Origin of the sequence: Acinetobacter lactucae (assembly GCF_001605885.1) — a bacterium.
GTDB lineage: Bacteria > Pseudomonadota > Gammaproteobacteria > Pseudomonadales > Moraxellaceae > Acinetobacter > Acinetobacter lactucae.
Window position 1 is genome coordinate 162045 of sequence record NZ_LRPE01000012.1, and the last position, 24528, is coordinate 186572.

The following is a 24528-nucleotide window of genomic DNA, read 5'->3' on the forward strand; positions in this document are numbered from 1 at the left end:
AACTATAGTTATTATTAGTCAATAACTATAGTTGTTTTACTCGATATAACTTTAGTTATATATTTGTTATAAGTTTACTGGTGTAATCATTATGGCTCTGAAAGACCGTTTAAAAGACTCTAGACTTAAAGCCAAAAAAACTCAGGCTGAAGTAGCAGAGGCCGTAAAGATGTCTCAGCCTGCTTATCAGGCTTTAGAGTCTGGGAAAAATTTGAAATCTGCGTTTCTCCCTCTAATCGCCCAGTTTTTAGGTGTGGATGGTTATTGGTTAACAACTGGGAATACTGAAGATTCTTTTAGTGAAAGCGATGTATTTAGCCCTACTGTGGTGAGTGCAGAATCTACTGAGCAATATGTCTGGATTGAAGTAGTAGAAGCTAACTTTTCTTGCGGGACTGGCGAATCTATTGAATTTCACTTTGATGCTATTAATGGAAAAATTCCTTTTCCTGCCTCATTCTTTAAAGAAAAACGTGTTGCTCAAGAATGTATGCGTATTATTAAAGCTAAGGGCGATAGCATGACCGACTACATTAAAGATGGAGATTTGGTGGGTATTGATATCTCTCAGACTGAAGTCATTGATGGGGAGATTTATGCGGTTTACTTTGCTGGCGAAGGAATGATTAAGCAAATTTTTAAAGAAGCAGATGGTTCTTTAATTTTGCATAGCTTAAATGAAAAATTTAGAGATCGACGGGTAACTGAAGAGAACGGGAAAAACTTTAAGGTTATGGGTCGCCAGTTCTGGCGAGCAGGTTAATTTAGTTATTAAATATAGCTAAAATAATAATGTAATATTTTTATTTGCTTTCATTTTTTTATAACTTTAATTATTTTCATACCCTATAGACATAAAAAAACCTATCTCCTTTAAAAGAGATAGGTTTTCTTGCTTTATGACCATGGTCTTATCAACAATATGTATTTAAACGATAAAGTTGATTAAATCCGGTATAGAAGCTTTTACCATCTTGGTTTAACTCAATTTCTTCACCAGACTGAAGTTGAATTTTTTTACCAACTTCGACCCAACGATATCCATCGAGAGAGTTTTGCTTACGCACATGAGGAACAATCCTCACATTAATTTCATTGCCATTTACGGCTGTGGCAATCTGCCACTCATTTACTATATTCACAATCATTCACTCATCACTGAGCTCATGTGATTTTACGGTATGTAATTAGAACGCTAGATTTAGGGTATGGACATTTCGTCTAGAATTTAATATTTAGCTTTATATAGGGTTATTTATAAGCTAATTGCTTTTCATAATTTTCGTATTATGAAAAGTGGTACATCACAGAGCATAATATTTTTGGATGCGGGAGTCGGATTTGAACCAACGACCTTCGGGTTATGAGCCCGACGAGCTACCAGACTGCTCCACCCCGCAATTGGAAGTAAGCTTTATACGCTCATATATTTTATAAAGCAAACTTTATTTTTTAATCGGTTGTAATTATTAAGAATTCTCTTTTTATTAATTTTTCTTTTTAACCATTCGGTCTATACAGTTATCTCAATTTCCAGCTTTTAATTGTTTAAATTGTTGTATTTATTTTAAACAGAACCTGATATTCATAAACAACAATTGCCTTGGTTGGGTGGCTTTTATACTATCTAATTTGGCCCTTTAATTTTTAGCTCGTATGTCTGAACCTCAGTTTTCCCTTAGTGAATATCTCGGCACAGTTCAGGAAGTCATACGTGTGGCTTTTGATGAGCCGGTTTGGGTAAAAGCAGAAATCCGAAATTTAAATGTTAAAGGTGGCCATTATTATCTCGAACTCGCAGAAAAAGATGCAGAGACGGATAAAGTCATTGCCAGCTGTAAAGCCACGATCTGGAAATTTTCAGCAAGTAAAATTGTTCTAAAGTTTGAACGTGAAACTGGTATCGAAATCTCAAGTGACTTAAATGTGCTCATCAAAATTAGAGCACGTTTTGATCCTCAATATGGATTTTCAGTCAATATTGAAGAGATCGACTCAAGCTTTACATTGGGCGAAATTGCTAAACGTTATCAGCAAATTATTGAACGACTTACTCAAGAAGGTTTAATCCATAAAAATAAACTTCTTCCCACTCCTTTTGATATTCAAAATGTTTTAGTCATTGCCCCTCAAAATGCTGCGGGTTTAGGTGACTTTAAAAAAGATGCAGATGCTCTTGAACGAAATGGGGTTTGCCATTTTGTATATCACACCGCGACATTTCAAGGAAATACGGCTGCAACTAGCTTGATTGAGTCTTTAGGTTCAGGTTTAAGACAATGGGCCAGCACGTTTAACTTTCCGCCTGATTTGATTGTGATTATTCGCGGTGGTGGTGCTGTAAATGACCTAGCTTATTTAAATGATTATGAACTTGCGGCCCTACTTTGCAAACGCAGTGTCCCCGTTTGGGTGGGCATTGGGCATGAAAAAGACCGTACAATTCTTGATGAAATTGCCCATCGCTCATTTGATACGCCTAGTAAAGTGATTGCTGGTATTCGCAACCATATTGTTGAACGCGTACAAGAAGCTGTAGATAGCCTACAAACGATTAAACTGCTTTCTCAGCATCAAATTACGATTTATCAAAGCAAGAATGATCAACTGCTTCATCACATTAAAGCCTCGGCACAAGGCCAACTTAACTCGGCACATCGTCTGCTTGACCAGATGAAGGAACGTATTCAGTTTAGCTCACAACAACAAGTTAAATTTTCATTAGCCCAAATTGAATCTTTAATGAAAGAAATCCTTTTGCAAAACCCGAAACAGGTTCAAGCCAAGGGCTACGCAATTGTTAGATCAGAAGGAAAAGCGATTCGCTCTATACATCAAATTTCAAGCCCCGCCATTGCCATTGAGATGCAAGATGGTGTAGTTGAAGCCAACATTACACAGGTGATTCCAAATGAAGAATGAAGAGTTAACGTTTAAAGATGGTCATGACATTTTGAAGAAAAATGCCGAATTACTTGAATCTCAAGAAAGCCCAGATATCGATAATTTAATGAAAATTGTTGAAGAGTCGATTACAGCTTATAAAGCGTGTAAGTCACGCATTGAAGCGGTTCAACAAGCTTTAGATGAGACATTTAAAGAATAAAAAAAGCCCACTCCTACTTCTCATTGAAGGAATGGGCTTAGTGAAATCCACTTAATCCTGAAATGCAAAAATGTGGATTAGGTCACATTTTCACAAAGGCATAGTCCCATAACCATTTTAGATGTTCAATATTTTAATTGTGTCTATACGTTAGTTTGGCTTAATTTTCACCACATCTTAGTTAGAACAACTTCTAATGAGATCATACCAAATACAAACTCTGCTCATGGTTATTGTTAAATTTAATTTAAGAGTTATTCCTCACTGAATGGACCAATTAACTGATAGATTTTGCCGTCTTTAGGGTTTTCATAGAGCAAATCCATATTCGGTAAAATAATATCATCATTAATTTCAATATGTTCAACGCTCTTATGAAGTTCAAGTGCGTGATCATTCATGGATCTAACTTTTGCCAAAGCAATTGATTCTTTATCAAACTGATCCTTGATAATTACTTTTAATCTTGTCATAAAAATCTCCTGAAAAATAAATTTTTTAATATAAATAATGGGTTAAGTTTAAAATGAGCTAATCGCAGAATAGGCGATTGGCATAGCAAAAAAAGTTAAAATAAATGCAGCCGTACGTTGTAAATTACGTTGGTTTAACCAAGTTACTTTATTTGAAATTAATACGGTTCCAAAAGCAATCCATAAAAATGCAATGGGTGTAATTAATGATAAAAAAATAGCAATATGAACAAAATATACGTGAAGCACTTCCCATGCTGCATGTGGAAAAATAGCAGAAGCAAAGAGTAAAGCTTTAGGATTTAAAAGTGTTGCAACAAATAAAGCCCTAGGCGTAATCAAGGGGTTGTCTAATTTAATGTCATGTGTTGATGTTATCCAAAGTTTAAATGCAAGGTAGAGAATAAAAGTTGCACTTATTAACTTTAATAAGGCAGGAAGCCAAGGGATAAAATGTGAAACTGACTCAAGCAAAATACCCCATGAAGTAATTGCAATGAGATAGCCCATCACTTCAGCAGGAATAAGTTTAAGAGACTGCTTCACCCCTGCTTGTATTCCAGCCGAGGCTAACAATGTATTTGTTGGGCCTGGAGTCAACAAAATGGTGACAACAAGTCCAATAAACATAAATGACACCATAGGCAACGAACTCTTTAGTTATGCTAGGCGAAATATGTCAAAAAGGAATATCTATTGTCGACATAATGGTTGTAACAAGAAATATTGAATTTTATTTTTTTAATTCTAAAACAAATAATTAACTCTACCTGACTACAAATTCACTTACTATTTCAATAATTTTAAATATGCAAAATCCATCACAGAAATATAGAATAATCGCTATTTTTCTCCTCCTGAAACAACTAAATCAAGCTTTTTTTCTCAAAAAAATAAGCTGTTATTTTTAATATTTCGCACTTATTTAGTTTACTTATTAATCGATTTTCTTACTTGAAATTTGAAAATTGATCAATATATAAACAACTAGAAATCGTGATTTTTACTGAATATGATGTCCTGCTCCCATCAATTCATTGATCGCCGCTTTCATCACATAAATCAGATGATGGAGGAAGCATGATGAATGCTTATGTTCGCCCTCATCCAGATGGTTTTAAATCTTATTTAGGCAAGAATCAAAAAACCGGACTCTACATGGTACGAGTGGGTTGGACGGTTTATGAAATGAATGGCAATGGCTCTGTGCTGTACATTGTCAAAAATGAAGATACGATTCCGTTGGATGTAGAAAAGTTTAAAACTGATCGTCCCAAAATTTATGCTGCTCTTCTAAGCGAAGTTCAGTTTCAACGCAAGAAGCAACTTGCGATTGATCTCCAGCAATCAAACATCCCTTCTTATGACCGTAAAGCCTACAAAAAACGCCGTGGCTTTATAAACTCCTAAATCTACTTCTTAGCTTGAAACTCATATAGAAAAAGCACCCGAAGGTGCTTTTTCTTTTAACGACCAGTTGTAATTAATACGAGCATACTCAGTATTAAAGTGCTTAATGATCGTTTGCAATGTATGTGGACTTCATGCTCAGCTCCGTGAGCGTATTGATTAACGTTTTCCATTTCGTGTGCCCTTAAAGTTCACACTGATAATTTGCACAATTTTCAAACAATAAGAAATTAGCCAAAAGTATTATATCGCATCAAATTTTGAACCTAATTTTATATATTCCTCATCTCGATCCGATCTAAACAGAGTAGATGTAACATTCTTATACGAGGTTAACCCCTATTGAGTGTTTGTAGACCTTTCATTTCAAATGCCCCTATTAAAGAAATGATTTTATAAAATAAAAAAGATAAAAATATTCTGTTTTTTAATAATAGTCTTCGACAGGAGAATTCTTATGGAAATTCAACAAGAAACAAACTCCTCTTTATTTTGTGATACCTCCACCTCAATTCAAGCCTGCATTGAATGTATGATTGCTTGCAAAACTTGTGCAGCTGCATGTTTGCAAGAAGAACATGTAAGTATGATGCGTGAATGTATTAAGCATTGCATGACATGTGTAGAAACCTGCCAGCTTTGTACTTCTTTAGAACTAAGAAACTCTGAGTTAGCAGAACCAGCAATGCAACTTTGTGCAAATGCATGCCAACTCTGTGCAGCAGAATGCGGCAAACATGATCATGAACACTGTCAGGTTTGTGCAAAAGCATGTTTAGCTTGTGCTCAGGCTTGTCTAGCCTATCGTGCCTAAATAATTTTTACATATTTAAAGCCTACGCAATCTTTAGATCGTAGGCTTATTAAAATATTTTAAATAACAATAAATTATATCTTTATTATTTAAGAATTACTTTTTTATAGATATAAAAAAAACCCGCATCTTGGGGAAGAATGCAGGCTCTTAGATCTCCCACAACGACCATGAGTTCATTATTAAACTTGAACTTTAAACCGTTAACCAAATGTACCCTTAATAAAAAAAAATTGCAATACAGAAAAGTCTGTATATTTGAAATATTTTATTATTTTTACATTACTTTTTCATAAATAGTTTAAAAATATAAGATATTTCCACATAAAAAATAGGTTTTCTACAGGCATTAAAAAAGCCCGTTTCACGGGCTTTTCTGCAACGGTGAGCAATATAAGCGTTGTGTCTATCCAACTCTTGTTTGCTCTTTGCTAGCTATATGTAAGGTCTTATCGTATCTTTTGCCCTGTCCCAAGTTTCCCTGTGGATCGAGGAGATATTACGATTACCTTAGGTATATTTATAGCACATTATTTATTCATGGCTAGTGCTGTTCACGTTTTTTTACAAATGAATAAAATATGATCAGACCTTAATATTTAAAGGTCTTCTACTCCATTTGGATATTGGCGAGCATTATCGCAAATTGGATACCACTTCACTTTTGAAGACACAAAAGCATGAGAAATCACTGATGTCGGTATTTCTTCATTAATCAGCCCTACCCTTAAACGCACTACCTCAGGTTTATCTAAACGTTCACTCCAGACTGGTGAACCACAAGTTTTACAGAACATTCTCTTTTTGTTTGGAGAAGCAAAGTAAGCTTGTAAAAGATTTTCACCTTGAACAATATTTAAATCACTTTTTTGTACTTGAGTGATGGCAGCAAAAGCAGCCCCTTGTGCTTTTTGGCATTGCTTACAATGACAAACCATGATGGGAGTTAATTCAGCATTAATGTTGAGTTGAATGCCATTACAAAGACAAGTAGCTGTATAAGTCATGATTTTACCTTTTTATTTTTATGGGATTTAGTTTACGCCCACCCCTTTTTCAATATGATCTAAAATGGCACAAGAAGCATGCTGGTCACCACAGCAATCATCGGCAGAGGCCTGTAAGATATTAACCATCTCTTGGAGATGAGCAATTTTTTGCTTTAATTCGGCAATGTGTTTAACAGTTAAGGCTTTCACCTCTGCACTATGCCGATCGGTATTTTTCCAAAGTGAAATAAGTTCTTTCATCTGTTCTGATGAAAAACCTAACTCTCTGGCATGTTTGAGAAAGTTCAAAGTCTTAAGGTCTGTTTCTGAATAAATGCGATAACCAGAAGCAGAACGTTGAGCTGCCTCAAGTAAACCGATTTCTTCATAGTAGCGAATCATTTTCGCCGAAATGCCCGAATGTTTGGATGCCTGACCGATATTCATCTCACACCTCAAATATTAAATTTGGTTTAAGAGCTGCTGTCATGATCTTAAACCAAAAGTTGATTTTCAGCACCCTTACTGTACTGGCGCATGAAAACGTTTTAAGCGTAATGCATTGCCTAAAACAAAAACCGAAGAAAGTGCCATCGCACCTGCTGCAAACATAGGTGAAAGTAATACACCAAATGCTGGATATAGTGCTCCTGCTGCAATGGGAATCAGAGCAACGTTATATACAAATGCCCAGAACAAATTTTGGCGAATGTTTCGCATAGTTGCTTTACTTAATGCAATTGCATTTGGTACACCTTTTAAACTGCCTGACATCAACACAACATCGGCAGCTTCAATCGCAACATCTGTTCCTGTACCAATGGCTAAACCGACATCTGCTTGCGCCAAGGCTGGTGCATCGTTAATGCCATCACCTACAAAGGCCAAACGCCCATATTGTTTTTGCAGTTGGCGAACTGTGTCCACTTTGCCTTCGGGTAAAACCTCTGCCACAACTTCATCAATGTTCAGCTTTTTGGCAATTGCTTGCGCCGTATGACGGTTGTCTCCTGTAATCATTGCAACCTTTAACCCAAGCTGATGCAAGGCCTCAATCGCAGCATAGGTGGTTTCTTTAATAGGGTCTGCAACAGCAATAATTGCAGCAAGTTTCTGATCAATAGCAACGTATAGCGGTGTTTTGCCTTCTTCACCTAATTGAGCAGCAATCGTTTGGAATGAATTAGTGTCTAAACCAAGTTGGTGCATATAACGGTCTGCGCCAATTTGTACTTTTTGACCTGAAACTTCCGCTTCAATACCTGAACCTGTAATCGAGTTAAATGCTGTTACGGGTAATAAGTTTAGGTCTTCGCTTTCTGCTGCTTGAACAATCGCAAGTGCAATCGGGTGTTCAGACTTGGCTTCAACCGAGGCAACTAAAGTTAGCACTTGTTTACGTTCAAAGCCAGATTGCACATTAAAGTCAGTCAGTGTCGGTTTGCCTTCGGTGAGTGTGCCCGTTTTATCAACTGCAACCACCTGCGCTTCTTGTAAAAGCTGCAAAGCTTCCCCTTTACGGAACAGAACCCCTAACTCGGCACCACGACCAGTACCGACCATAATAGAAGTTGGTGTTGCAAGCCCCATCGCACAAGGACAAGCAATAATCAGTACCGCAACAGCATTCACTAAACCAAAAGTCAACGCAGGTTCTGGCCCAAAAATAAACCAAACCAAGAAAGTAATTGCAGCAATTAACATGACAGCCGGTACAAACCACATGGTGACTTTATCGACTAAACCCTGAATCGGAAGTTTAGAACCTTGAGCTTGTTCAACCATGCGAATAATTTGTGAAAGCACAGATGAGCTACCCACTGCGGTTGCCCGAATGTTTAGAGTACCGTTCTGGTTGACTGTACCACCGACCACCTGATGCCCTACTATTTTTTCAACAGGAACAGGCTCACCCGTAATCATAGATTCATCAATGTAGCTGTGTCCGTCAACCACTTCACCATCGACTGGCACACGCTCACCCGGACGAATTTCTACAATAGTTCCACTCACTACTTCGGCAACTGCAACTTCCACTATTTGTCCATCACGCTGAATGCGGGCTATTTTAGGCTGCATTCCAACTAAATGCTGAATAGCTTGTGAAGTGCGTCCTTTGGCTTTGGCTTCAAAATATCGTCCAAGTAAAATTAAACTGACAATGACAGCAGCCGCTTCAAAGTAAACATTGACCGTGCCTTGTGGTAATACCTGCGGCATAAAGGTTGCCACGACTGAGAAACTGTAGGCAGCTAAAGTTCCAACAGCGACCAGCGAGTTCATATCTGGCGCCAAACGCCATAAGGCTGGAATCCCTTTTTGGTAAAAACGGCGACCAGGAAAAACGAGTACTAATGTGGTCAAAACAAACTGTAAAAGCCAACTGTTATATTGACCAATCGTGTGCATGACCCACATGTGAAAAGCTGGAATGAGATGTGAACCCATTTCCAAAATAAACACAGGTAAAGCCAATACAATCGAAATGATCAAATCTTTTTTAAGCTGATCTAACTCTGACGCTTTTTTATCGAGTTGCTCATCTTGATTTTTTTCAGATGCTTTCGCGTCATAACCTGCTTTTTTAACGGCGCGAATTAAGTCTTCGACATTGACTGAAGTATCTGCCTGTACCCAAGCTTGTTCTGTTGCTAAGTTGACGGTTGCCTCTTGAACGCCATCTACTTTTTTAAGCGCTTTTTCAACACGGGCAACACAAGAGGCACAAGTCATGCCCTCAATAGACAACTCTACTGGTGCAGCTTTTGGCACATCATAACCTGCTCGTTCAACTGCTTTAACCAGTGCTTCGCGCTGAATAGGTTGATTTGAATAAACAACTGCTTTTTCTGTTGCCAAATTAACGTTGGCAATTTCTACATTTTCAACTTTCTTAAGTGCTTTTTCGACACGACCTACACAAGAGGCACATGTCATTCCCTCAATTGAGAGTGTTTCACTATATGCTGGCAATTTTGTGTTTTTTGAGTCCATTAAACACCTCTGCAAATCTGCAAAATTTAATATTCTGTATCGAGCATACAGATTCCCATCATGGGAAGGTCAAGCATATTTTTTTTAAAAAATTGGTCTTGACTTTACAATCATGACAAGGTTTAGACTCAGTGTTATCCAAACAAATATCTCGTTCTTGATGGAGTATGAATATGAAATTACTTATTGAAAATATGACTTGTGGCGGCTGCGCTCGTGGTGTGACTGCGACGATTCAAGATGTCGATCCAAATGCAAAAGTAGATGTAGACTTAGCGACAAAAATCGTGACTGTTGAAAGCAGTGAAAGCGTCGATAAAATTACCGAAGCGCTGGATGAAGATGGTTTCCCAGCGAAAGTGCAATAATGAATAAGGCCTAACGTTTAAAGTTAGGCCTTTATTTTTGAGCGTGTTGATATTGACTCAAAGCTGAAATTTTTTAATTCGATAATCCAGTGCTGCCCGAGTTAGCCCCAATAAACGTGCCGCTTCAGACACATTATGATTTGCCTTTTTTAAAGCCGTTAAAATTAACTGCTTCTCATGTTCTTCTAAATTAAACTCTGCCTTTAATAATTGCTCAAAGTCAGTTTCAACAGCTACAGCCTGCTCTGGGTCATGCTTGATCTGTGGAAAAATGGCATTTAACTTAATCAGCTGCTGATCGTCCGTTAATAAAACCGCCCTTTCTAATAAGTTTTCCAACTCACGAATATTGCCTGGCCATTCATATTGCTGCATAAAAACTTTGGTCTTTTCACTTACACCCTGAATGGTTTTACCGTACATTTTTTCAAAGCGATGAAGAAAGTGTTCGACCAGTAAAGGAATGTCTTCACGCCGCTCCCGCAAAGGCGGAATCTGCACTGGAAAAATATTTAAGCGATAATACAAATCTGCCCGAAAGCGGCCTGTTTTCACCGCTTGCTCAAGATCTTCATTGGTTGCTGTAATTACACGGACATCTAAAATACGTGTCTGTGAATCTCCTACTCGCTCAAATTCACCTTCCTGCAAAATGCGTAATAGTGCTGCTTGTGCACGAGGTGAAAGCTCAATGACTTCGTCTAAAAAAATCGTACCGCCATTAGCTCGTTCAAACTTACCCAAGCGAGACTGATGTGCTCCTGTATAGGCGCCCTTTTCTACCCCGAATAATTCGGACTCAATTAACTCTGGTGGAATCGCTGCACAGTTTACCGCAATAAAAGGTTGGTCTTTTCTTTGGCTATTTTCATGGACACCTCGTGCAAAAGCTTCTTTACCAACGCCTGTTTCGCCTTGTAGCAAAATAGAAACCTTTGAACCTGCTGCTTTGGTTAATAATGCACAGACCTGTTTATAAGATGCTGACTTACCCACAGAACTAAATAATTGGTAATCGGCTTCACTGTCGCTATAAATTGATTTTTTTAATTCATACAGTTCAGCCTGCAACGCAATAAGTTCTTTTTCCATGGGTTCAGGAGACATGAACTGAATCAACTCATCTGCATTTTCCCACTCTTCTAAAGGCTTACCGATAATACGGCAATGCTCATCGCCACAGGCCTTACACTCTATTTCTTGATAAATAATCGTCATGCCCGTCGCAAAACTGCTATATCCGCAAGCATAGCCAAGTAACATCCAACATGAAGGTTCATCACTCGGACCAAAATGCTCTAAATGCACATCAGCTTCAAAAGAGTTAAGCCAGTTTAAATCGGCATAAAACTGTTTTTTATCGTGGCTTAAATTGAGCTGGTTAGCCTGTACTTGCACCATTCCACGAATCGCATGCATTTGTGGACCCGCCATAAAAGCATCGTGTTCATTTAAATCGGGACGCATTTTTGTTGTAACTTCTGCATCTTTTAACCCTGCTTGATACCCTAATCGAATAAAGAAACGCTTAGTCCGCTCAAGCCCAATCATGTGTGCTAAATCTTTACGCAAATATCCCATAATGCTGGTGTGTAAAAGCAGCATCCGATATTCATCAAACCAGATTTGGCCGTGGGCAGTATCAAAATGCAGCTTAGAAAGCAAATCGTGAATTTCTTGCGGATGATCTGCGTATCGTCCCGTTGTATCGTATTTTACTCGAGCCATGAGTGATCTGTTTTAATCCATTAAACACATTTAGGTTTCATCTCATCTTATCGAAGAACCAGATAAATGTCCTAGTACATTAAAGACATAACTTCATACTAAAAAAGTATGTCTAAATCTCTCCATTTAAAGCCTCAAACAATCTAAAAAGAAATTTCTACGGTCCTCTTCATCAAATCATGAATATCTCTATTTCACCATTCAAAAAAATTCATGAAATGGTGAATTTTTAAAATGCCTTACTTTCCATAAAAACCTTAATCATTTGTTTTTAATAATAAAAATAAAGTTGGCATAGCTTTTGTAAAGCTAATAGTGAAAGCAAGGAGCATTCATCAATTTCAAGACCATGTCTTGATGGAGTACAGCATGACGCAACCTCAAGTCGAAGCATTAACCAAATATATTCGGGTCACTGGCGACTTAAACGCAGAGTTTATCGAATTCGATTTTGCCATTCATGACCCAAGTCTATTTATGGAACTGGTTTTGCCTAAACATGCATTTAATGATTTTTGTAAGACCAATCAAGTGGTTGAAATGACCCAAGAGCAGCAAGCTTTTAATGATGCTCAGGAAGAAAAATGGCGCTATGGCACTGAAGCACCCTTAGTCGGCACGCAACGTAATAGCAACGATCACGATGATCAAATGTAAAAATATAAGGAGATAAAGCCATGACTTTAGAAATCAAAACGTCAAATGTCGAACCTATCCGCCAGAACTATGCCTATATCGAAAGACGATTTGGTAGTAAGCCAGCAACTCGATATCAAGAAGTAAGTTTCGATGTACAAGCAGAAACTAACTTTCACTATCGTCCTTTGTGGAAACCTGAAAAGACCTTAAATGACAAAACCCATACTGCCCTGCAAATGCATGATTGGTATGCATTTAAAGATCCACGTCAATTCTATTATGGAACTTATGTTCAGCACCGTGCACGTTTACAAGACACTGCAGAAAGTAATTTTGCTTTTTTTGAAAAACGTCAGCTTGCAGAACATTTGTCTGATGAAGTCAAAGCCAAGGTCATTGAATGCCTATTGCCATTTCGCCACGTTGAACAAACTGCAAACTTACACATGATGTCTGGCAGTGCCTATGGATATGGCACGGTGCTTACCCAAGCCTGTATTTATGCCGCGATGGATCATTTAGGCATAGCGCAGTACATCTCAAGGATTGGTTTAGCTTTAGATGGTAACAGCGGCGATTCATTACAACAGGCAAAACAGGCTTGGATGCAACATCCTGCATGGCAAGGCTTACGCCGTCTGTGTGAAGAAAGTCTCACCGAGCAAGACTACTTCAAACTTTTCTTATTACAAAATCTTGTTATTGACGGCTTTGTGACAGAGCTTGTTTATCAACAGTTTGATCAGTGGTTAGTGAGTCAAAATGCTCGCGACTTAGCCATGCTGACAGAATTTATGAAAGACACTTTAGGTGATTTACGTAAGTGGTCAGATACTGTCATTAAAACTGCAGCAGCAGAATCCGATCACAACAAACAGCTATTAAATGAATGGTTCACTCAGTCTTTAACTCAAGTAAAAGCAGCCTTTACGCCGTGGGCAACAGCAGCTTTAACAGCAGATGCAGTCGATCAAGCAGAACAAGCCGTTATTGAACGTGCAAAAAAACTCGGCCTACAACCAGAACTGGCAAATGCTTAAGGAGAAGCAACATGTCTAAAGTCTATCTCGCGTTACAAGACAACGATAATTCACGCTACATCATTGAGGCGATTGAAGAAGATAACCCTGAAGCTTCAATTCAGTATTTACCCGCCATGATCCGAATTGAAAGTGAAACTGATTTGGTGATTAAAGCCGAAACCGTATCTGAAAAACTAGGCCAAGATTGGGACATCCAATCGTTACAACTCAACATGATTACGCTGGGCGGCAACGTCGAAGAAGATGATGATACTTTCCGCCTTCACTGGAATTAATCACAACATAGACGTTGTTTAACAAAGATTTAAGGATGATCAATCATGACAACTCAAACCAAAGAAATCAGCAAAAAATTAAATGCTAAAGATCGTTACCGCGCATTAACCCGTGATCTGGACTGGGACTTTTCTTATGCTGACCGTAAAGAAGCCTTCCCTTATGAAGATTTTGAAGGCATCAAAATTACCGACTGGTCGAAATGGGAAGATCCATTCCGTTTAACTATGGATGCTTACTGGAAATATCAGGCAGAAAAAGAGAAAAAACTTTATGCCATTTTTGATGCATTTGCTCAAAACAATGGTCAGATGAATGTCAGCAATGAACGTTATTTAAATGCGATCAAACTCTTTTTAACAGCGGTAACCCCACTTGAATATCAGGCTTATCAAGGCTATGCCAATGTAGGTCGCCAGTTTAGTGGTATTGGTGCACGTATTGCTTCTCAGATGCAGTCGATTGATGAGCTGCGTCATGTACAGACTCAAATTCATGCCATGAGCCATTACAACAAGTTCTTTGATGGTTTTCAGGACTGGGCGCATATGCATGACCGCGTTTGGTATTTGTCTGTGCCTAAATCATTTTTTGAAGATGCCCGTTCTGCTGGCCCTTTCGAATTTTTATTAGCGATTAGTTTTGCTTTTGAATATGTACTTACCAATTTGCTGTTTGTTCCATTCATGTCGGGAGCCGCTTATAACGGCGATATGGCAACCGTAACCTTTGGTTTTAGTGCGCAGTCAGATGAAGCGCGCCACATGACACTTGGTCTTGAAATCGTAAAATTCTTGCTCGAACAGCATGAAGACAATGTTCCGATTGTGCAGGAATGGATTGATAAATGGTTCTGGCGCGGAACTCGTTTGCTTTCAATTGTGGGCATGATGATGGATTACATGCTGCCAAACAAAGTGATGTCCTGGAAAGAAGCATGGGAAGTTTATTTTGAACAGGCAGGCGGCGCCCTATTTAAAGACTTAAGTCGTTATGGCATTCGTATGCCGAAATATAGCGACGTCATTGTGAAAGAAAAAGAGCATGTCTCACATCAGGCATGGTGGATTTTCTATAACTTTGGTCATGCTGCTGGTTTCCATACATGGATTCCAACCGACGAAGAAATGGATTGGTTATCTGCTAAATATCCAGACACTTTCGATAAATACTACCGTCCAAAATGGGAATTGGCTCGCAAAATGGAAGCTGAAGGGAAACGCTTCTACAGCGCAGGTTTGCCACAGCTTTGTCAAGTTTGTCAGATTCCAATGACCTTTACCGAAATGGGCGATGATCCGACTCAGTTTAGTTATCGCCATAGCATTTACCAAGGCGAACGCTATCACACCTGCTCAGATGGCTGTCATGACATTTTCGAGCGCGAGCCTGAGAAATATATACAAGCATGGTTACCTGTAAATCAAATTTTGCAAGGCAACTGTGGTGGCGGTGACTTCGAAACTATGCTCCGTGATTATTACCGTATGAATGTGGGCGCCGACAATCTAGATATTGAAGGTTCACCAGACCAACAGCGCTGGAAAAAATGGAAAGGCAACGCAGCTTAAGCACAAGGAATTGTTCAGGCAGTCATCAAGCTGCCTGATCGGAAATAAGGAGATTGAACATGACTATTCGCGCGATACACAACAACTATCAATTTGAACCACTTGATTTGCAAAAAAACTATGGCGATCAATTCGTACTTTACGTGGGTTGGGATCATCACACACTTTTTTGTTCGGCACATGCCGTGCTTGCCTCACCTCAACAAACTTTTGGACAGTTGATTGAGCAACAAATTACAGGTGGTTTTGCTCAACATCCAGATTTTGCCAAAATTAATTGGTCAAAAGTGCAATACACCTTAGATGGTCAAACAATTAGCCCAGAAAGTACACAAAGCTTGGCAGAGTTTGGTTTTGGGCATAAGTCATTACTTCGTTTCGTTACGCCAGAGTTAAATGGCTATAACGACAGCTACGTTTAATTCGGAGGTGTGTCATGAGTTATCAAGTCACTATTGAACCGATCGGAACAACCATTGAAGTAGAAGATGACCAGACCATTTTAGATGCCGCTTTACGTCAAGGCGTTTGGTTACCGTTTGCCTGTGGTCATGGCACTTGCGGTACATGCAAGGTTCAAGTCACCGACGGTTTTTATGATGTGGGTGAAGCTTCGCCATTTGCGCTCATGGATATTGAACGCGATGAAAACAAGGTGCTTGCCTGCTGCTGCAAACCACAATCCGACATGGTTATTGAAGCCGATGTCGATGAAGACCCAGATTTCTTAGGTCATTTGGTTCAAGACTATCAAGCGACCGTTATTGAAATAAAAGACCTGTCGCCAACTATTAAAGGTGTTCGGCTACAGCTAGATCGTCCAATCGAGTTTCAAGCGGGTCAATATATTAATGTCCAGTTCCCAAACATTGAAGGAACTCGTGCATTTTCAATTGCCAATTCGCCAAGTGAAGTCGGCATTGTTGAGCTGCATATTCGTAAAGTTGAAGGTGGTGCAGCGACGACATATGTACATGAACAACTTGCCACAGGTGATCAACTTGATATTTCAGGCCCTTACGGTCAATTTTTTGTACGAAAATCAGATGATCAAAATGCCATCTTCATTGCTGGTGGCTCAGGTCTTTCAAGTCCACAATCGATGATTTTAGATTTACTTGAGTCTGGAGATAGTCGCACGATTTACCTCTTTCAGGGAGCTCGAGACTTGGCAGAACTATATAACCGAGAATTGTTTGAACAACTTGTAAAAGACTATTCGAACTTCCGTTATATACCTGCTCTTAATACCCCAAAAGCAGAAGATCAATGGACTGGATTTACCGGATTTGTGCACGAGGCTGTTGCCGATTACTTTGAAAATCGATGTGGTGGACACAAAGCGTATCTGTGCGGCCCACCGATCATGATTGACTCTGCAATTTCAACACTCATGCAAAGTCGTCTATTCGAACGAGATATTCATACTGAACGTTTCTTAAGTGCAGCCGATGGCGCTGCTGGACAATCGCGTTCGGCTTTGTTTAAGCACATCTAAAGACAAACCTTCAAACAAACTGCTTTATCTACATGAGCTTTGTATTTGTGATTTACAAAAGTAAAGCTCATAGGAGTTCTGTATCCCAAATTTTTAGCTTAATCAGACTCAAATTTTAAAAACCGTTAAGGAATAACGTTTTTTAGTGACAAGCGAAACAACACAGAATAGGACATTCTATGAATAACAAAATTTCTTCAATCATATGTGGTGTAATCAGCGCCCTTTACTTTCCGTCTGCATTTGCAACAGAAAATGGCTCTGACTCTTTTGCATTAGGTGCTGAAGGTATGATGGCGGGTGCTCTACCACCTGCTGGCATCTACTTACTCAGTTATTATCAAAATTATCACGCATCAGGGTTTCAAAATGGTCCCGATCAGTTCCATGTTGATGTCAACGCCGTGGTTCCGCGGTTGGTCTGGATGACCGATCAAAAAATTATGGATGGACAGCTCGGGTTTTATGCAGCTCAGCCATTGGTGGATCTAAGGCTCAAAGTGAATGGAATGGCTGACTCAAATCAAGGACTTGGAGACCTAATTTTGGGTGGTATGCTTGGCTGGCATCAAGGAAATCATCACTGGATTGCGGCCTTGGAAACCGTGCTCGGGACTGGTGACTACTATACTCCAAGTGCAACACATCCAGTTGAAGCCAATCTCGGGAAAAACTATCACACCATTCGACCGATTATTGCCTATAGTTATGCCAACGCGGCAGGTTTAGATCTTTCTACTAAACTGTCTTATAGCTGGAATACCCGCAACGACGCAACCGACTACCAGTCTGGACAATACATTGCGGGTGACTATAGCTTGGGTTTTCGCATTAATCCAAAACTCAAAGTTGCAGTTGAAGGCTATGCCTTTAAACAAACCACAGATGACAAAGTAAACGGAAGTGATATTGGGTTTAAAGGACAGGCTTTTGCAATTGGTCCAGGCATTCAATATGCTGATAAAAACTGGTCTATTGAAGCCAAATTTCTAAAAGAAACCGAAGTCGAATATCGCCCCGAAGGCCACACCAGCTGGCTAAAACTGATTTGGGCTTTCTAAAACACACCAACGCATAGCTTCAACCACTGAGGCTATGCCCTGCTTTATTTAAAAATCAATACCGTTTGAATCATCGATCGGGTTCTGATCGAGTGTAAAGACAGTACGTTGATAAGGTATCCCTTCTAAATCGTAAACCTGATAAATACAATCAAACAAAAGCTGTAAGTCTTCACTTCGATCCATTGCACGTGCCGTAATGAAAATTGGGCTGACTGCGCCGTTGTCTAAAATCGGAATGTAGTTTAAATGAGGAAAACGGATGGTGTCGGCACTTGCTGGAATAATACAAATCCCTTCTCCCGCTGCGACTAGACCCAAAGCCAATTGAATTTCCCGTATTTCATGCAAGTTTTTCGGAACCAAACTATGCTCGGCAAAGATGTTCAAAAGCTGGGTGGAAAAGTTGGGTTTAGGCGATGTGGGATACATAAACATCTTTTCATCAATCAAGTCAGCTAGATATACCCCTTCTGTACGCTGAGCTATGGGATGGCTTGTATGTGCAGCAACCACCAAACGTTCTTTACGTAGCAGAATACGTCTAACAGCAGGGTCACTAATTCTTAAACGTCCAAATCCAACATCAATACGTCCTTCTTTTAATGCCTGTAACTGTTCAGTTGTACTTAACTCCATCAGTTGAATATTCAGATGAGGTTGCTGTTGACGAAATAAATAAATAATTCGTGGCAGTAAACCGTAGAGTAAAGACCCGACAAAACCAATGGTCATACTTCTTTCGATCAGACCAATACGTTTGGTCATACTTTTTATTTCTTCAGCATTCGACAAAAGTTTAACAGCGTGCTGATAAAAGAAATGTCCAGCTGGGGTTGTCTGTAAAGGACGGCTCCCTCGCTCAAACAGTTGAATTCCAAGCTCGCTTTCCAGATTTTGAATCTGTCGACTCAAAGGTGGTTGAGCAATAAATAGTTTTTCGGCCGCCTTCGTAAAGCTCTGTTCTTCAACAACAGCCACAAAATACCGTAAATGTCTTAGTTCCATCAGGCTTCCATACCTTTAAGATATAAAAAAATGCAAATTCAGTCTTAGACACAGTTTAACCATTCTTTTAAGGTATATACAAGCAACAAACCGATGAAGTGTTGAATTGCTTTGTGAAAAAGCCTTCTTGCCAACCTTTCAGTGATTCATCTTCATCAATTCCCGGTTAAACACCCAGCGCACTCAGGCGCTTCATTGACAATATTAGGATATCAAGACCTTAAGAGAGTAGCTAAGGCCTTGGTGACTTCCACACTTTTGGAAAGTCGGAGAACGGACATGCCACGTATTCCTGTAATCAATACTAGCCATCTTGACCGTATTGATGAATTACTTGTCGATAACATCGATACAGGTGAATTTAAACTTCATCGCTCAGTGTTTACTGACGAAGCCCTATTCGACCTCGAAATGAAATACATCTTCGAAGGTAATTGGGTTTACTTAGCACACGAAAGCCAAATTCCGAACAATAATGACTACTACACCACTCACATTGGTCGTCAGCCGGTCATTATTGCCCGCAACCGTAACGGCGAACTTAATGCCATGATTAATGCGTGTTCACACCGCGGAGCACAACTTTGCCGTTACAAACGTGGTAATAAAGCGACTTATACCTGTCCTTTTCACGGTTGGACTTTTAATAACTCGGGTAAATTACTCAAGGTTAAAGATCCAAGTGAAGCTGGTTACTCTGACTGTTTTAACAAAGAAGGCTCACACGACCTTAAAAAAGTGGCTCGTTTTGAGAGCTACAAAGGCTTCTTATTTGGTAGCTTAAATCCCGATGTTCCTTCACTAGAAGAGTTCTTGGGTGAAACCACCAAAATCATCGACATGATTGTTGACCAATCTGAACATGGTTTAGAAGTGTTACGTGGTTCATCTACCTATACCTACGAAGGCAACTGGAAACTCACCGCTGAAAATGGTGCCGATGGTTATCACGTTTCTGCTGTTCACTGGAACTATGCAGCAACAACCCAGCACCGTAAAGAAACTCAAGCTGCCGATAATATCCGTGCGATGAGTGCAGGTTCTTGGGGTAAACAAGGCGGTGGCTCATATGGCTTTGAAAATGGTCACATGTTGCTTTGGACACAATGGGCAAACCCAGAAGACCGTCCAAACTTCCCGAAAGCAGACGAGTACACCGAAAAATACGGTGAAGCGATGTCGAAATGGATGATTGAGCGTTCACGTAACTTGTGTCTCTATCCAAACGTTTATTTGATGGATCAGTTTGGTTCGCAAATTCGTGTACTTCGCCCACTTTCGGTCAATAGGACCGAAGTCACTATTTACTGTATCGCGCCTAAAGGTGAAGCGCCTGAAGCTCGTGCACGTCGTATCCGTCAATATGAAGATTTCTTTAATGCTTCAGGAATGGCAACACCAGACGATTTAGAAGAATTCCGTGCTTGTCAGGCAGGCTACGCAGGTATTGCACTTGAATGGAATGACATGTGCCGTGGTTCAAAACACTGGATTTATGGACCAGACGATGCAGCAAACGAAATTGGTTTAAAACCAATGTTAAGTGGGATTAAAACTGAAGATGAGGGTCTTTATCTTGCCCAACATCAATATTGGTTGCAAACCATGAAACACGCGATTGCATCAGAGAAAGAAATTGCTGATCAGGGAGAAACAGCATGAGTGCTCAAGACAAAGCAACTTTAGAAAATATTGCTCAGTTTCTCTATCGTGAAGCTCGCTTTTTAGATGATGAACAATGGGATGACTGGATTGAATGCTATGCACCGGAAGCATCTTTCTGGATGCCAGCTTGGGATGATGACGACAAATTAACTGAAGATCCGCAATCTGAAATTTCACTTATTTATTACCCAGACCGTCAAGGTTTAGAAGATCGCGTGTTCCGTATTAAAACCGAGCGCTCATCTGCAACCATGCCGGACACACGCACAAGCCACAATATTGCCAACGTTGAAGTCGTAGAGCGTGATGGCGACAAAATCACTGTTCGCTTTAACTGGAATACTTTGAGTTTCCGTTACAAGACAAATTACAGCTATTTCGGTATGTCACGTTATGTGATCGATTTTTCAGGTGATCAACCAAAAATCTTGAGCAAGTATGTTGTTTTGAAAAATGACTACATTAACCAAGTAATTGATATCTATCACCTTTAAGACATACCCCCTCAGCTAAACGGATGGTTGGCTGAGGGTAAAAGTTTCAAATATTTTGTAGGATACATGCCATGTCAAACCACAATGTTGCACTTCAATTTGAAGATGGTGTTACACGTTTCATTAACGTAGCTCAGGGCGAAACCCTATCTGACGCAGCCTATCGCCAAAAAATTAATATTCCTTTGGATTGCCGTGATGGTGCATGTGGAACTTGCCGCGCTTTTTGCGAGTCCGGTAGTTATGACATGCCAGAAGAAACCTATATTGAAGATGCGTTAACCCCTGAAGAAGCAGAGCAAGGCTATATTCTTGCTTGCCAATGTCGCCCAACTTCAGATGCCGTATTCCAGATTCAAGCGTCGTCAGATGTTTGCAAAACAGAAATTCATAGCTTCCAAGGTACTTTAGCCCGCGTCGAAAACTTATCAGATTCAACCATCACATTTGATATTCAACTTGATGAAGGCCAACCAGACATTCACTTCCTTGCAGGCCAGTATGTGAATGTTGCAATTCCAGAAACTGGCGAAACACGTTCATATTCATTTAGCTCAAAACCAGGCAACCGCTTAACTGGCTTTGTAGTACGTAACGTACCAAATGGCAAGATGAGTGAATTTTTAAGCAAGAATGCTAAAGCTGGCGACAAAATGACGTTTATCGGTCCATTCGGTAGCTTCTATTTACGTAATGTAGCACGTCCAGTGCTTATGCTGGCAGGTGGTACTGGTATTGCCCCATTTATGTCGATGCTACAAGTACTCGAAGAAAAAGGTTCAGAACAGCCTGTTCGTTTAGTTTTTGGCGTCACTAATGACTTTGATTTGGTTGCTTTAGAAAAGCTTGATGAGTTACAGGCTAAATTCCCATGGTTTGAATATCGAACTGTAGTTGCAAGCCCTGAGAGTAACCATGAACGCAAAGGCTATGTCACTGGTCATATTGAAAATGAATGGTTAAACGGTGGCGATGTCGATGTTTATCTATGTGGTCCAGTACCAATGGTAGAAGCTGTACGTGGCTGGTTAGAAACTGAAAATATCAAACCTGCTAATTTCTTGTTTGAAAAATTCTCTGCGAATTAACAGGTGGAGAACTTATCTATGTCAAACCGTCAAAGATTTACCGATAAAGTTGTGATTGTCACTGGTAGTGCCCAAGGTATTGGTCGTGGCGTGGCACTACAAGTCGCAGCTGAAGGCGGCCAAGTCATCATGGCTGACCGCTCTGAATATGTTGAAGACGTTCTCAAAGAGATTCAGAGTACAAGTGGCGATGCTGTCACGATTAATGTTGACCTTGAAACCTATGCAGGTGCACAAGCGGTAGTTGCAAAAGCCATTGAACACTATGGTCGGGTAGATATCCTCATTAATAATGTGGGTGGCGCGATCTGGATGAAACCTTTTGAAGAGTTTTCCGAAGAAGAGATCATTAAAGAAGTAAATCGCTCGTTGTTTCCAACGTTATGGTGCTGCCGCGCTGTGTTGCCTGCCATGATTAAGCAACAATCGGGGGTTATTGTAAATGTATCTTCAATTGCAACCCGTGGTATTAATCGTATTCCCTATTCTGCATCTAAGGGCGGTGTAAATGCCCTAACAGCATCGCTTGCTTTTGAACATGCCAAAGACGGGATCCGAGTCAATGCCGTTGCAACGGGAGGAACAGAAGCACCACCTCGTAAAGTGCCACGTAACGCCAATCCGTTAAGTCAAAATGAAAAAGACTGGATGCAGCAAGTGGTTGATCAAACCATAGATCGAACATTTATGGGCCGTTATGGCACAATTCAAGAACAAGTGAATGCAATTTTATTTCTTGCATCAGATGAAGCATCGTATATGACTGGATCGGTTATTTCGGTCGGAGGTGGAGATCAGGGTTAACCCTGATCTTTTTACATGATTGGGTAAATAAAATGATTTGCATGGAGGCAATCAAAGAATGACAACCCTGTTAAAGATATTAAAAAATGACTGGTCTATATCAGCAACAGTTGCTGGCTTTCTTGCAGTTTTAATTTCTTACTCAGGCCCACTGATTATTTTTTTCCAAGCAGCTCAGCGTGCCCATGTGTCCACCGATATGATGGTGTCATGGATTTGGGGAATTTCAATTGGTGCCGCCGTTTCAGGTATTTATCTTTCAATTGAATATAAAACGCCTGTCATAACCGCGTGGTCTGCACCCGGTACGGCCCTGTTAGTTACCCTGTTTCCAAACGTCTCACTGAATGAAGCAGTAGCTGCCTATATTACTTCTGCCATCGTTATTTTTTTAATTGGCGTTACAGGTTACTTCGACAAATTACTCAAGTGGATTCCGCAAGATGTCGCTGCCGGCATGATGGCTGGTATTCTTTTTCAATTTGGTATTGGTCTTTTTACCGCATCTGATAGCATGCCCTTTATTGTCTTTAGCATGCTCATTGTCTTTTTAATTGCCAAGCGTTTAATGCCACGCTACACCATGATTTGGGTGTTGGCTGCCGGTGTTTTATTAAGCCTCATGTTAGGCAAAATGAATCCGGTTGATGTGAGCTTTAGTTTAGCGATCCCGCAGTGGATTAGCCCAGAATGGACATGGAACTCAACACTCAACCTCGCTGTTCCTCTCATTTTAGTCAGTCTAACCGGTCAATTTTTACCGGGCATGGCAATTATGAAACTCAGTGGTTACGACACCCCAGCCAAACCGATTATTACTGTTACCAGTATTGCCTCTTTAGCTGTTGCCTGTGTCGGCGGAATTACCATTGTGCTGGCCTCAATTACCGCTGCTTTATGTATGGGTAAAGATGCACATGAACTTAAAGAAAAACGCTATATCGCAGGAATCGCCAATGGAATTTTTTATATATTAGGAGGCTTATTTGCTGGCAGTATTGTCATGCTCTTTAGCTTACTTCCTAAAGAGTTGGTTGCAGCACTGGCTGGTTTAGCTTTGTTAGGTGCCATTGCCACCAATATTTCTGTTGCCATGAAAAATGACAGTCAACGTGATGCTGCGCTTATTACTTTTTTAGCCACGGCATCAGGCATGCATTTTCTTGGATTAAGCTCAGTTTTTTGGGGTATTTGTATTGGTGTAATCGCTCATTTCATTCTCACACCACGCTCAACTCCAGCCACAAATTAATTTTTTATCTAAGCGCCCACCACTAAAATAAAGCCTCAATCGCCAAATCAGGAGGCAAATAATTTGCTAATTCTGACTTGGTGATTTTTTATTGAATATAGATTAAATTTAATTTTTAAGATGAATCTCTAAAATAATTAAATAATAGACTTTAGTATTTTGTGTTTATATTTTCATTTCAATTCAACATATAAATTTAGCTATATTTTTAGCTGTGATTCTCACCAATAAAATCTATAAAAAAACA

25 protein-coding genes, 1 tRNA gene and 2 pseudogenes are annotated in these 24528 nt (G+C 39.8%); 18 read left to right on the plus strand and 10 right to left on the minus strand.

Annotated features, from left to right (window positions below; genetic code table 11):
* The first annotated feature begins 91 nt into the window (after window positions 1-91).
* Window positions 92-763, plus strand: coding sequence for an XRE family transcriptional regulator (locus AWW73_RS07080; RefSeq protein WP_057106560.1), 672 nt, complete (start codon window positions 92-94; stop codon window positions 761-763).
* A gap of 151 nt (window positions 764-914) precedes the next feature.
* On the opposite strand, the gene AWW73_RS07085 is transcribed toward AWW73_RS07080, so the two are convergent.
* Window positions 915-1148: a hypothetical protein gene (locus AWW73_RS07085; protein ID WP_062849224.1), complete on the minus strand. Its 234-nt coding sequence runs from the start codon at window positions 1146-1148 to the stop codon at window positions 915-917.
* A gap of 175 nt (window positions 1149-1323) precedes the next feature.
* Window positions 1324-1400: transfer RNA gene (locus tag AWW73_RS07090), tRNA-Met, on the minus strand.
* A 256-nt stretch (window positions 1401-1656) separates the two neighbouring features.
* On the opposite strand from AWW73_RS07090, the gene xseA reads away from it, so the two are divergent.
* Together xseA and xseB are read left to right on the plus strand one after the other, a co-directional pair.
* The gene (gene xseA, locus AWW73_RS07095) at window positions 1657-2922 is read left to right on the plus strand and encodes an exodeoxyribonuclease VII large subunit (protein ID WP_062849225.1); all 1266 of its coding nucleotides are present in this window, start codon (window positions 1657-1659) and stop codon (window positions 2920-2922) included.
* A complete protein-coding gene (xseB, locus tag AWW73_RS07100; protein ID WP_002119890.1) occupies window positions 2912-3106 on the plus strand; it encodes an exodeoxyribonuclease VII small subunit in 195 nt (64 codons plus the stop codon). Before xseA ends, xseB begins: the two co-directional genes overlap by 11 nt.
* A 254-nt stretch (window positions 3107-3360) precedes the next feature.
* On the opposite strand, the gene AWW73_RS07105 is transcribed toward xseB, so the two are convergent.
* Window positions 3361-3579 carry a hypothetical protein gene (locus AWW73_RS07105; RefSeq protein WP_062849226.1) on the minus strand — a complete coding sequence of 73 codons (219 nt, stop codon included), beginning with the start codon at window positions 3577-3579 and terminating at the stop codon, window positions 3361-3363.
* Between the two features lie 48 nt (window positions 3580-3627).
* Window positions 3628-4221, minus strand: a complete 594-nt coding sequence (locus tag AWW73_RS07110) for a LysE family translocator (RefSeq protein ID WP_031947824.1) — start codon at window positions 4219-4221, stop codon at window positions 3628-3630.
* Window positions 4222-4659: 438 nt separating this feature from the next.
* Between AWW73_RS07110 and AWW73_RS07115 the strand changes: the two genes are divergently transcribed.
* Window positions 4660-4989, plus strand: coding sequence for a hypothetical protein (locus AWW73_RS07115; RefSeq protein ID WP_016144727.1), 330 nt, complete (start codon window positions 4660-4662; stop codon window positions 4987-4989).
* Window positions 4990-5446: 457 nt separating this feature from the next.
* Complete coding sequence (locus AWW73_RS07120) at window positions 5447-5803, plus strand: four-helix bundle copper-binding protein (RefSeq protein ID WP_016144726.1); 357 nt, start codon at window positions 5447-5449, stop codon at window positions 5801-5803.
* Window positions 5804-6402: 599 nt separating this feature from the next.
* Here the strand turns inward: AWW73_RS07120 and AWW73_RS07125 are convergent.
* The 3 genes from AWW73_RS07125 to AWW73_RS07135 form a co-directional block, all read right to left on the minus strand.
* The gene (locus AWW73_RS07125) at window positions 6403-6810 is read right to left on the minus strand and encodes a GFA family protein (protein WP_062849227.1); all 408 of its coding nucleotides are present in this window, start codon (window positions 6808-6810) and stop codon (window positions 6403-6405) included.
* Between the two features lie 27 nt (window positions 6811-6837).
* Entirely contained in the window at window positions 6838-7239 is a 402-nt protein-coding gene (gene cueR, locus AWW73_RS07130; RefSeq protein WP_031947821.1) for a Cu(I)-responsive transcriptional regulator, read from the minus strand.
* Between the two features lie 75 nt (window positions 7240-7314).
* A complete protein-coding gene (locus AWW73_RS07135; RefSeq protein WP_062849228.1) occupies window positions 7315-9786 on the minus strand; it encodes a heavy metal translocating P-type ATPase in 2472 nt (823 codons plus the stop codon).
* Between the two features lie 167 nt (window positions 9787-9953).
* Between AWW73_RS07135 and AWW73_RS07140 the strand changes: the two genes are divergently transcribed.
* Window positions 9954-10154 (plus strand): heavy-metal-associated domain-containing protein, encoded by a 201-nt coding sequence (locus tag AWW73_RS07140; protein WP_081409527.1) that lies wholly within the window; start codon window positions 9954-9956, stop codon window positions 10152-10154.
* 57 nt (window positions 10155-10211) lie between these two features.
* Here AWW73_RS07140 and mobR read toward each other — a convergent pair whose 3' ends face one another.
* Entirely contained in the window at window positions 10212-11882 is a 1671-nt protein-coding gene (gene mobR / locus AWW73_RS07145) for a phenol degradation transcriptional regulator MobR (RefSeq protein WP_062849230.1), read from the minus strand.
* Window positions 11883-12251: 369 nt separating this feature from the next.
* On the opposite strand from mobR, the gene AWW73_RS07150 reads away from it, so the two are divergent.
* The 7 genes from AWW73_RS07150 (at window position 12252) to AWW73_RS07180 (ending at window position 17970) form a co-directional block, all read left to right on the plus strand.
* Window positions 12252-12539: a phenol hydroxylase subunit gene (locus tag AWW73_RS07150; protein ID WP_061875774.1), complete on the plus strand. Its 288-nt coding sequence runs from the start codon at window positions 12252-12254 to the stop codon at window positions 12537-12539.
* A 20-nt stretch (window positions 12540-12559) separates the two neighbouring features.
* Window positions 12560-13561 carry an aromatic/alkene monooxygenase hydroxylase subunit beta gene (locus AWW73_RS07155; protein WP_061875775.1) on the plus strand — a complete coding sequence of 334 codons (1002 nt, stop codon included), beginning with the start codon at window positions 12560-12562 and terminating at the stop codon, window positions 13559-13561.
* Window positions 13562-13572: 11 nt separating this feature from the next.
* Window positions 13573-13839: an MmoB/DmpM family protein gene (locus AWW73_RS07160; protein ID WP_061875776.1), complete on the plus strand. Its 267-nt coding sequence runs from the start codon at window positions 13573-13575 to the stop codon at window positions 13837-13839.
* Window positions 13840-13884: 45 nt separating this feature from the next.
* Complete coding sequence (locus tag AWW73_RS07165) at window positions 13885-15411, plus strand: aromatic/alkene/methane monooxygenase hydroxylase/oxygenase subunit alpha (protein WP_062849231.1); 1527 nt, start codon at window positions 13885-13887, stop codon at window positions 15409-15411.
* Between the two features lie 59 nt (window positions 15412-15470).
* Window positions 15471-15833: a phenol hydroxylase subunit P4 gene (locus tag AWW73_RS07170; protein WP_062849232.1), complete on the plus strand. Its 363-nt coding sequence runs from the start codon at window positions 15471-15473 to the stop codon at window positions 15831-15833.
* Window positions 15834-15847: 14 nt separating this feature from the next.
* Window positions 15848-16909: an NADH:ubiquinone reductase (Na(+)-transporting) subunit F gene (locus AWW73_RS07175; protein ID WP_062849233.1), complete on the plus strand. Its 1062-nt coding sequence runs from the start codon at window positions 15848-15850 to the stop codon at window positions 16907-16909.
* A 179-nt stretch (window positions 16910-17088) separates the two neighbouring features.
* The gene (locus AWW73_RS07180) at window positions 17089-17970 is read left to right on the plus strand and encodes a SphA family protein (RefSeq protein WP_062849234.1); all 882 of its coding nucleotides are present in this window, start codon (window positions 17089-17091) and stop codon (window positions 17968-17970) included.
* A 48-nt stretch (window positions 17971-18018) separates the two neighbouring features.
* Here AWW73_RS07180 and AWW73_RS07185 read toward each other — a convergent pair whose 3' ends face one another.
* Together AWW73_RS07185 and AWW73_RS18485 are read right to left on the minus strand one after the other, a co-directional pair.
* Window positions 18019-18978: a LysR family transcriptional regulator gene (locus AWW73_RS07185; protein WP_031947819.1), complete on the minus strand. Its 960-nt coding sequence runs from the start codon at window positions 18976-18978 to the stop codon at window positions 18019-18021.
* Window positions 18979-19022: 44 nt separating this feature from the next.
* Window positions 19023-19152 (minus strand): annotated as a pseudogene (locus AWW73_RS18485) (hypothetical protein).
* A 105-nt stretch (window positions 19153-19257) separates the two neighbouring features.
* On the opposite strand from AWW73_RS18485, the gene benA reads away from it, so the two are divergent.
* The 5 genes and pseudogenes from benA (at window position 19258) to benE (ending at window position 24281) form a co-directional block, all read left to right on the plus strand.
* The gene (gene benA / locus AWW73_RS07190; RefSeq protein ID WP_062849235.1) at window positions 19258-20640 is read left to right on the plus strand and encodes a benzoate 1,2-dioxygenase large subunit; all 1383 of its coding nucleotides are present in this window, start codon (window positions 19258-19260) and stop codon (window positions 20638-20640) included.
* Window positions 20637-21156, plus strand: a pseudogene (gene benB, locus AWW73_RS07195) (benzoate 1,2-dioxygenase small subunit). Before benA ends, benB begins: the two are co-directional and overlap by 4 nt.
* A gap of 52 nt (window positions 21157-21208) precedes the next feature.
* On the plus strand, window positions 21209-22225 hold the full coding sequence (benC, locus tag AWW73_RS07200) for a benzoate 1,2-dioxygenase electron transfer component BenC (protein WP_062849237.1): 1017 nt from the start codon (window positions 21209-21211) through the stop codon (window positions 22223-22225).
* An 18-nt stretch (window positions 22226-22243) separates the two neighbouring features.
* Complete coding sequence (locus tag AWW73_RS07205) at window positions 22244-23029, plus strand: 1,6-dihydroxycyclohexa-2,4-diene-1-carboxylate dehydrogenase (protein ID WP_062849238.1); 786 nt, start codon at window positions 22244-22246, stop codon at window positions 23027-23029.
* A gap of 58 nt (window positions 23030-23087) precedes the next feature.
* Window positions 23088-24281, plus strand: coding sequence for a benzoate/H(+) symporter BenE (gene benE / locus AWW73_RS07210; RefSeq protein WP_062849239.1), 1194 nt, complete (start codon window positions 23088-23090; stop codon window positions 24279-24281).
* The last annotated feature ends 247 nt before the right edge of the window (window positions 24282-24528 follow it).

Coding starts and splice junctions, on each gene's coding strand:
- AWW73_RS07080 (WP_057106560.1), top strand. CDS start 92: ATGGCTCTGAAAGACCGTTTAAAAGACTCTAGACTTAAAGCCAAAAAA.
- AWW73_RS07085 (WP_062849224.1), bottom strand. CDS start 1,148: ATGATTGTGAATATAGTAAATGAGTGGCAGATTGCCACAGCCGTAAAT.
- xseA (WP_062849225.1), top strand. CDS start 1,657: ATGTCTGAACCTCAGTTTTCCCTTAGTGAATATCTCGGCACAGTTCAG.
- xseB (WP_002119890.1), top strand. CDS start 2,912: ATGAAGAATGAAGAGTTAACGTTTAAAGATGGTCATGACATTTTGAAG.
- AWW73_RS07105 (WP_062849226.1), bottom strand. CDS start 3,579: ATGACAAGATTAAAAGTAATTATCAAGGATCAGTTTGATAAAGAATCA.
- AWW73_RS07110 (WP_031947824.1), bottom strand. CDS start 4,221: ATGGTGTCATTTATGTTTATTGGACTTGTTGTCACCATTTTGTTGACT.
- AWW73_RS07115 (WP_016144727.1), top strand. CDS start 4,660: ATGATGAATGCTTATGTTCGCCCTCATCCAGATGGTTTTAAATCTTAT.
- AWW73_RS07120 (WP_016144726.1), top strand. CDS start 5,447: ATGGAAATTCAACAAGAAACAAACTCCTCTTTATTTTGTGATACCTCC.
- AWW73_RS07125 (WP_062849227.1), bottom strand. CDS start 6,810: ATGACTTATACAGCTACTTGTCTTTGTAATGGCATTCAACTCAACATT.
- cueR (WP_031947821.1), bottom strand. CDS start 7,239: ATGAATATCGGTCAGGCATCCAAACATTCGGGCATTTCGGCGAAAATG.
- AWW73_RS07135 (WP_062849228.1), bottom strand. CDS start 9,786: ATGGACTCAAAAAACACAAAATTGCCAGCATATAGTGAAACACTCTCA.
- AWW73_RS07140 (WP_081409527.1), top strand. CDS start 9,954: ATGAATATGAAATTACTTATTGAAAATATGACTTGTGGCGGCTGCGCT.
- mobR (WP_062849230.1), bottom strand. CDS start 11,882: ATGGCTCGAGTAAAATACGATACAACGGGACGATACGCAGATCATCCG.
- AWW73_RS07150 (WP_061875774.1), top strand. CDS start 12,252: ATGACGCAACCTCAAGTCGAAGCATTAACCAAATATATTCGGGTCACT.
- AWW73_RS07155 (WP_061875775.1), top strand. CDS start 12,560: ATGACTTTAGAAATCAAAACGTCAAATGTCGAACCTATCCGCCAGAAC.
- AWW73_RS07160 (WP_061875776.1), top strand. CDS start 13,573: ATGTCTAAAGTCTATCTCGCGTTACAAGACAACGATAATTCACGCTAC.
- AWW73_RS07165 (WP_062849231.1), top strand. CDS start 13,885: ATGACAACTCAAACCAAAGAAATCAGCAAAAAATTAAATGCTAAAGAT.
- AWW73_RS07170 (WP_062849232.1), top strand. CDS start 15,471: ATGACTATTCGCGCGATACACAACAACTATCAATTTGAACCACTTGAT.
- AWW73_RS07175 (WP_062849233.1), top strand. CDS start 15,848: ATGAGTTATCAAGTCACTATTGAACCGATCGGAACAACCATTGAAGTA.
- AWW73_RS07180 (WP_062849234.1), top strand. CDS start 17,089: ATGAATAACAAAATTTCTTCAATCATATGTGGTGTAATCAGCGCCCTT.
- AWW73_RS07185 (WP_031947819.1), bottom strand. CDS start 18,978: ATGGAACTAAGACATTTACGGTATTTTGTGGCTGTTGTTGAAGAACAG.
- benA (WP_062849235.1), top strand. CDS start 19,258: ATGCCACGTATTCCTGTAATCAATACTAGCCATCTTGACCGTATTGAT.
- benC (WP_062849237.1), top strand. CDS start 21,209: ATGTCAAACCACAATGTTGCACTTCAATTTGAAGATGGTGTTACACGT.
- AWW73_RS07205 (WP_062849238.1), top strand. CDS start 22,244: ATGTCAAACCGTCAAAGATTTACCGATAAAGTTGTGATTGTCACTGGT.
- benE (WP_062849239.1), top strand. CDS start 23,088: ATGACAACCCTGTTAAAGATATTAAAAAATGACTGGTCTATATCAGCA.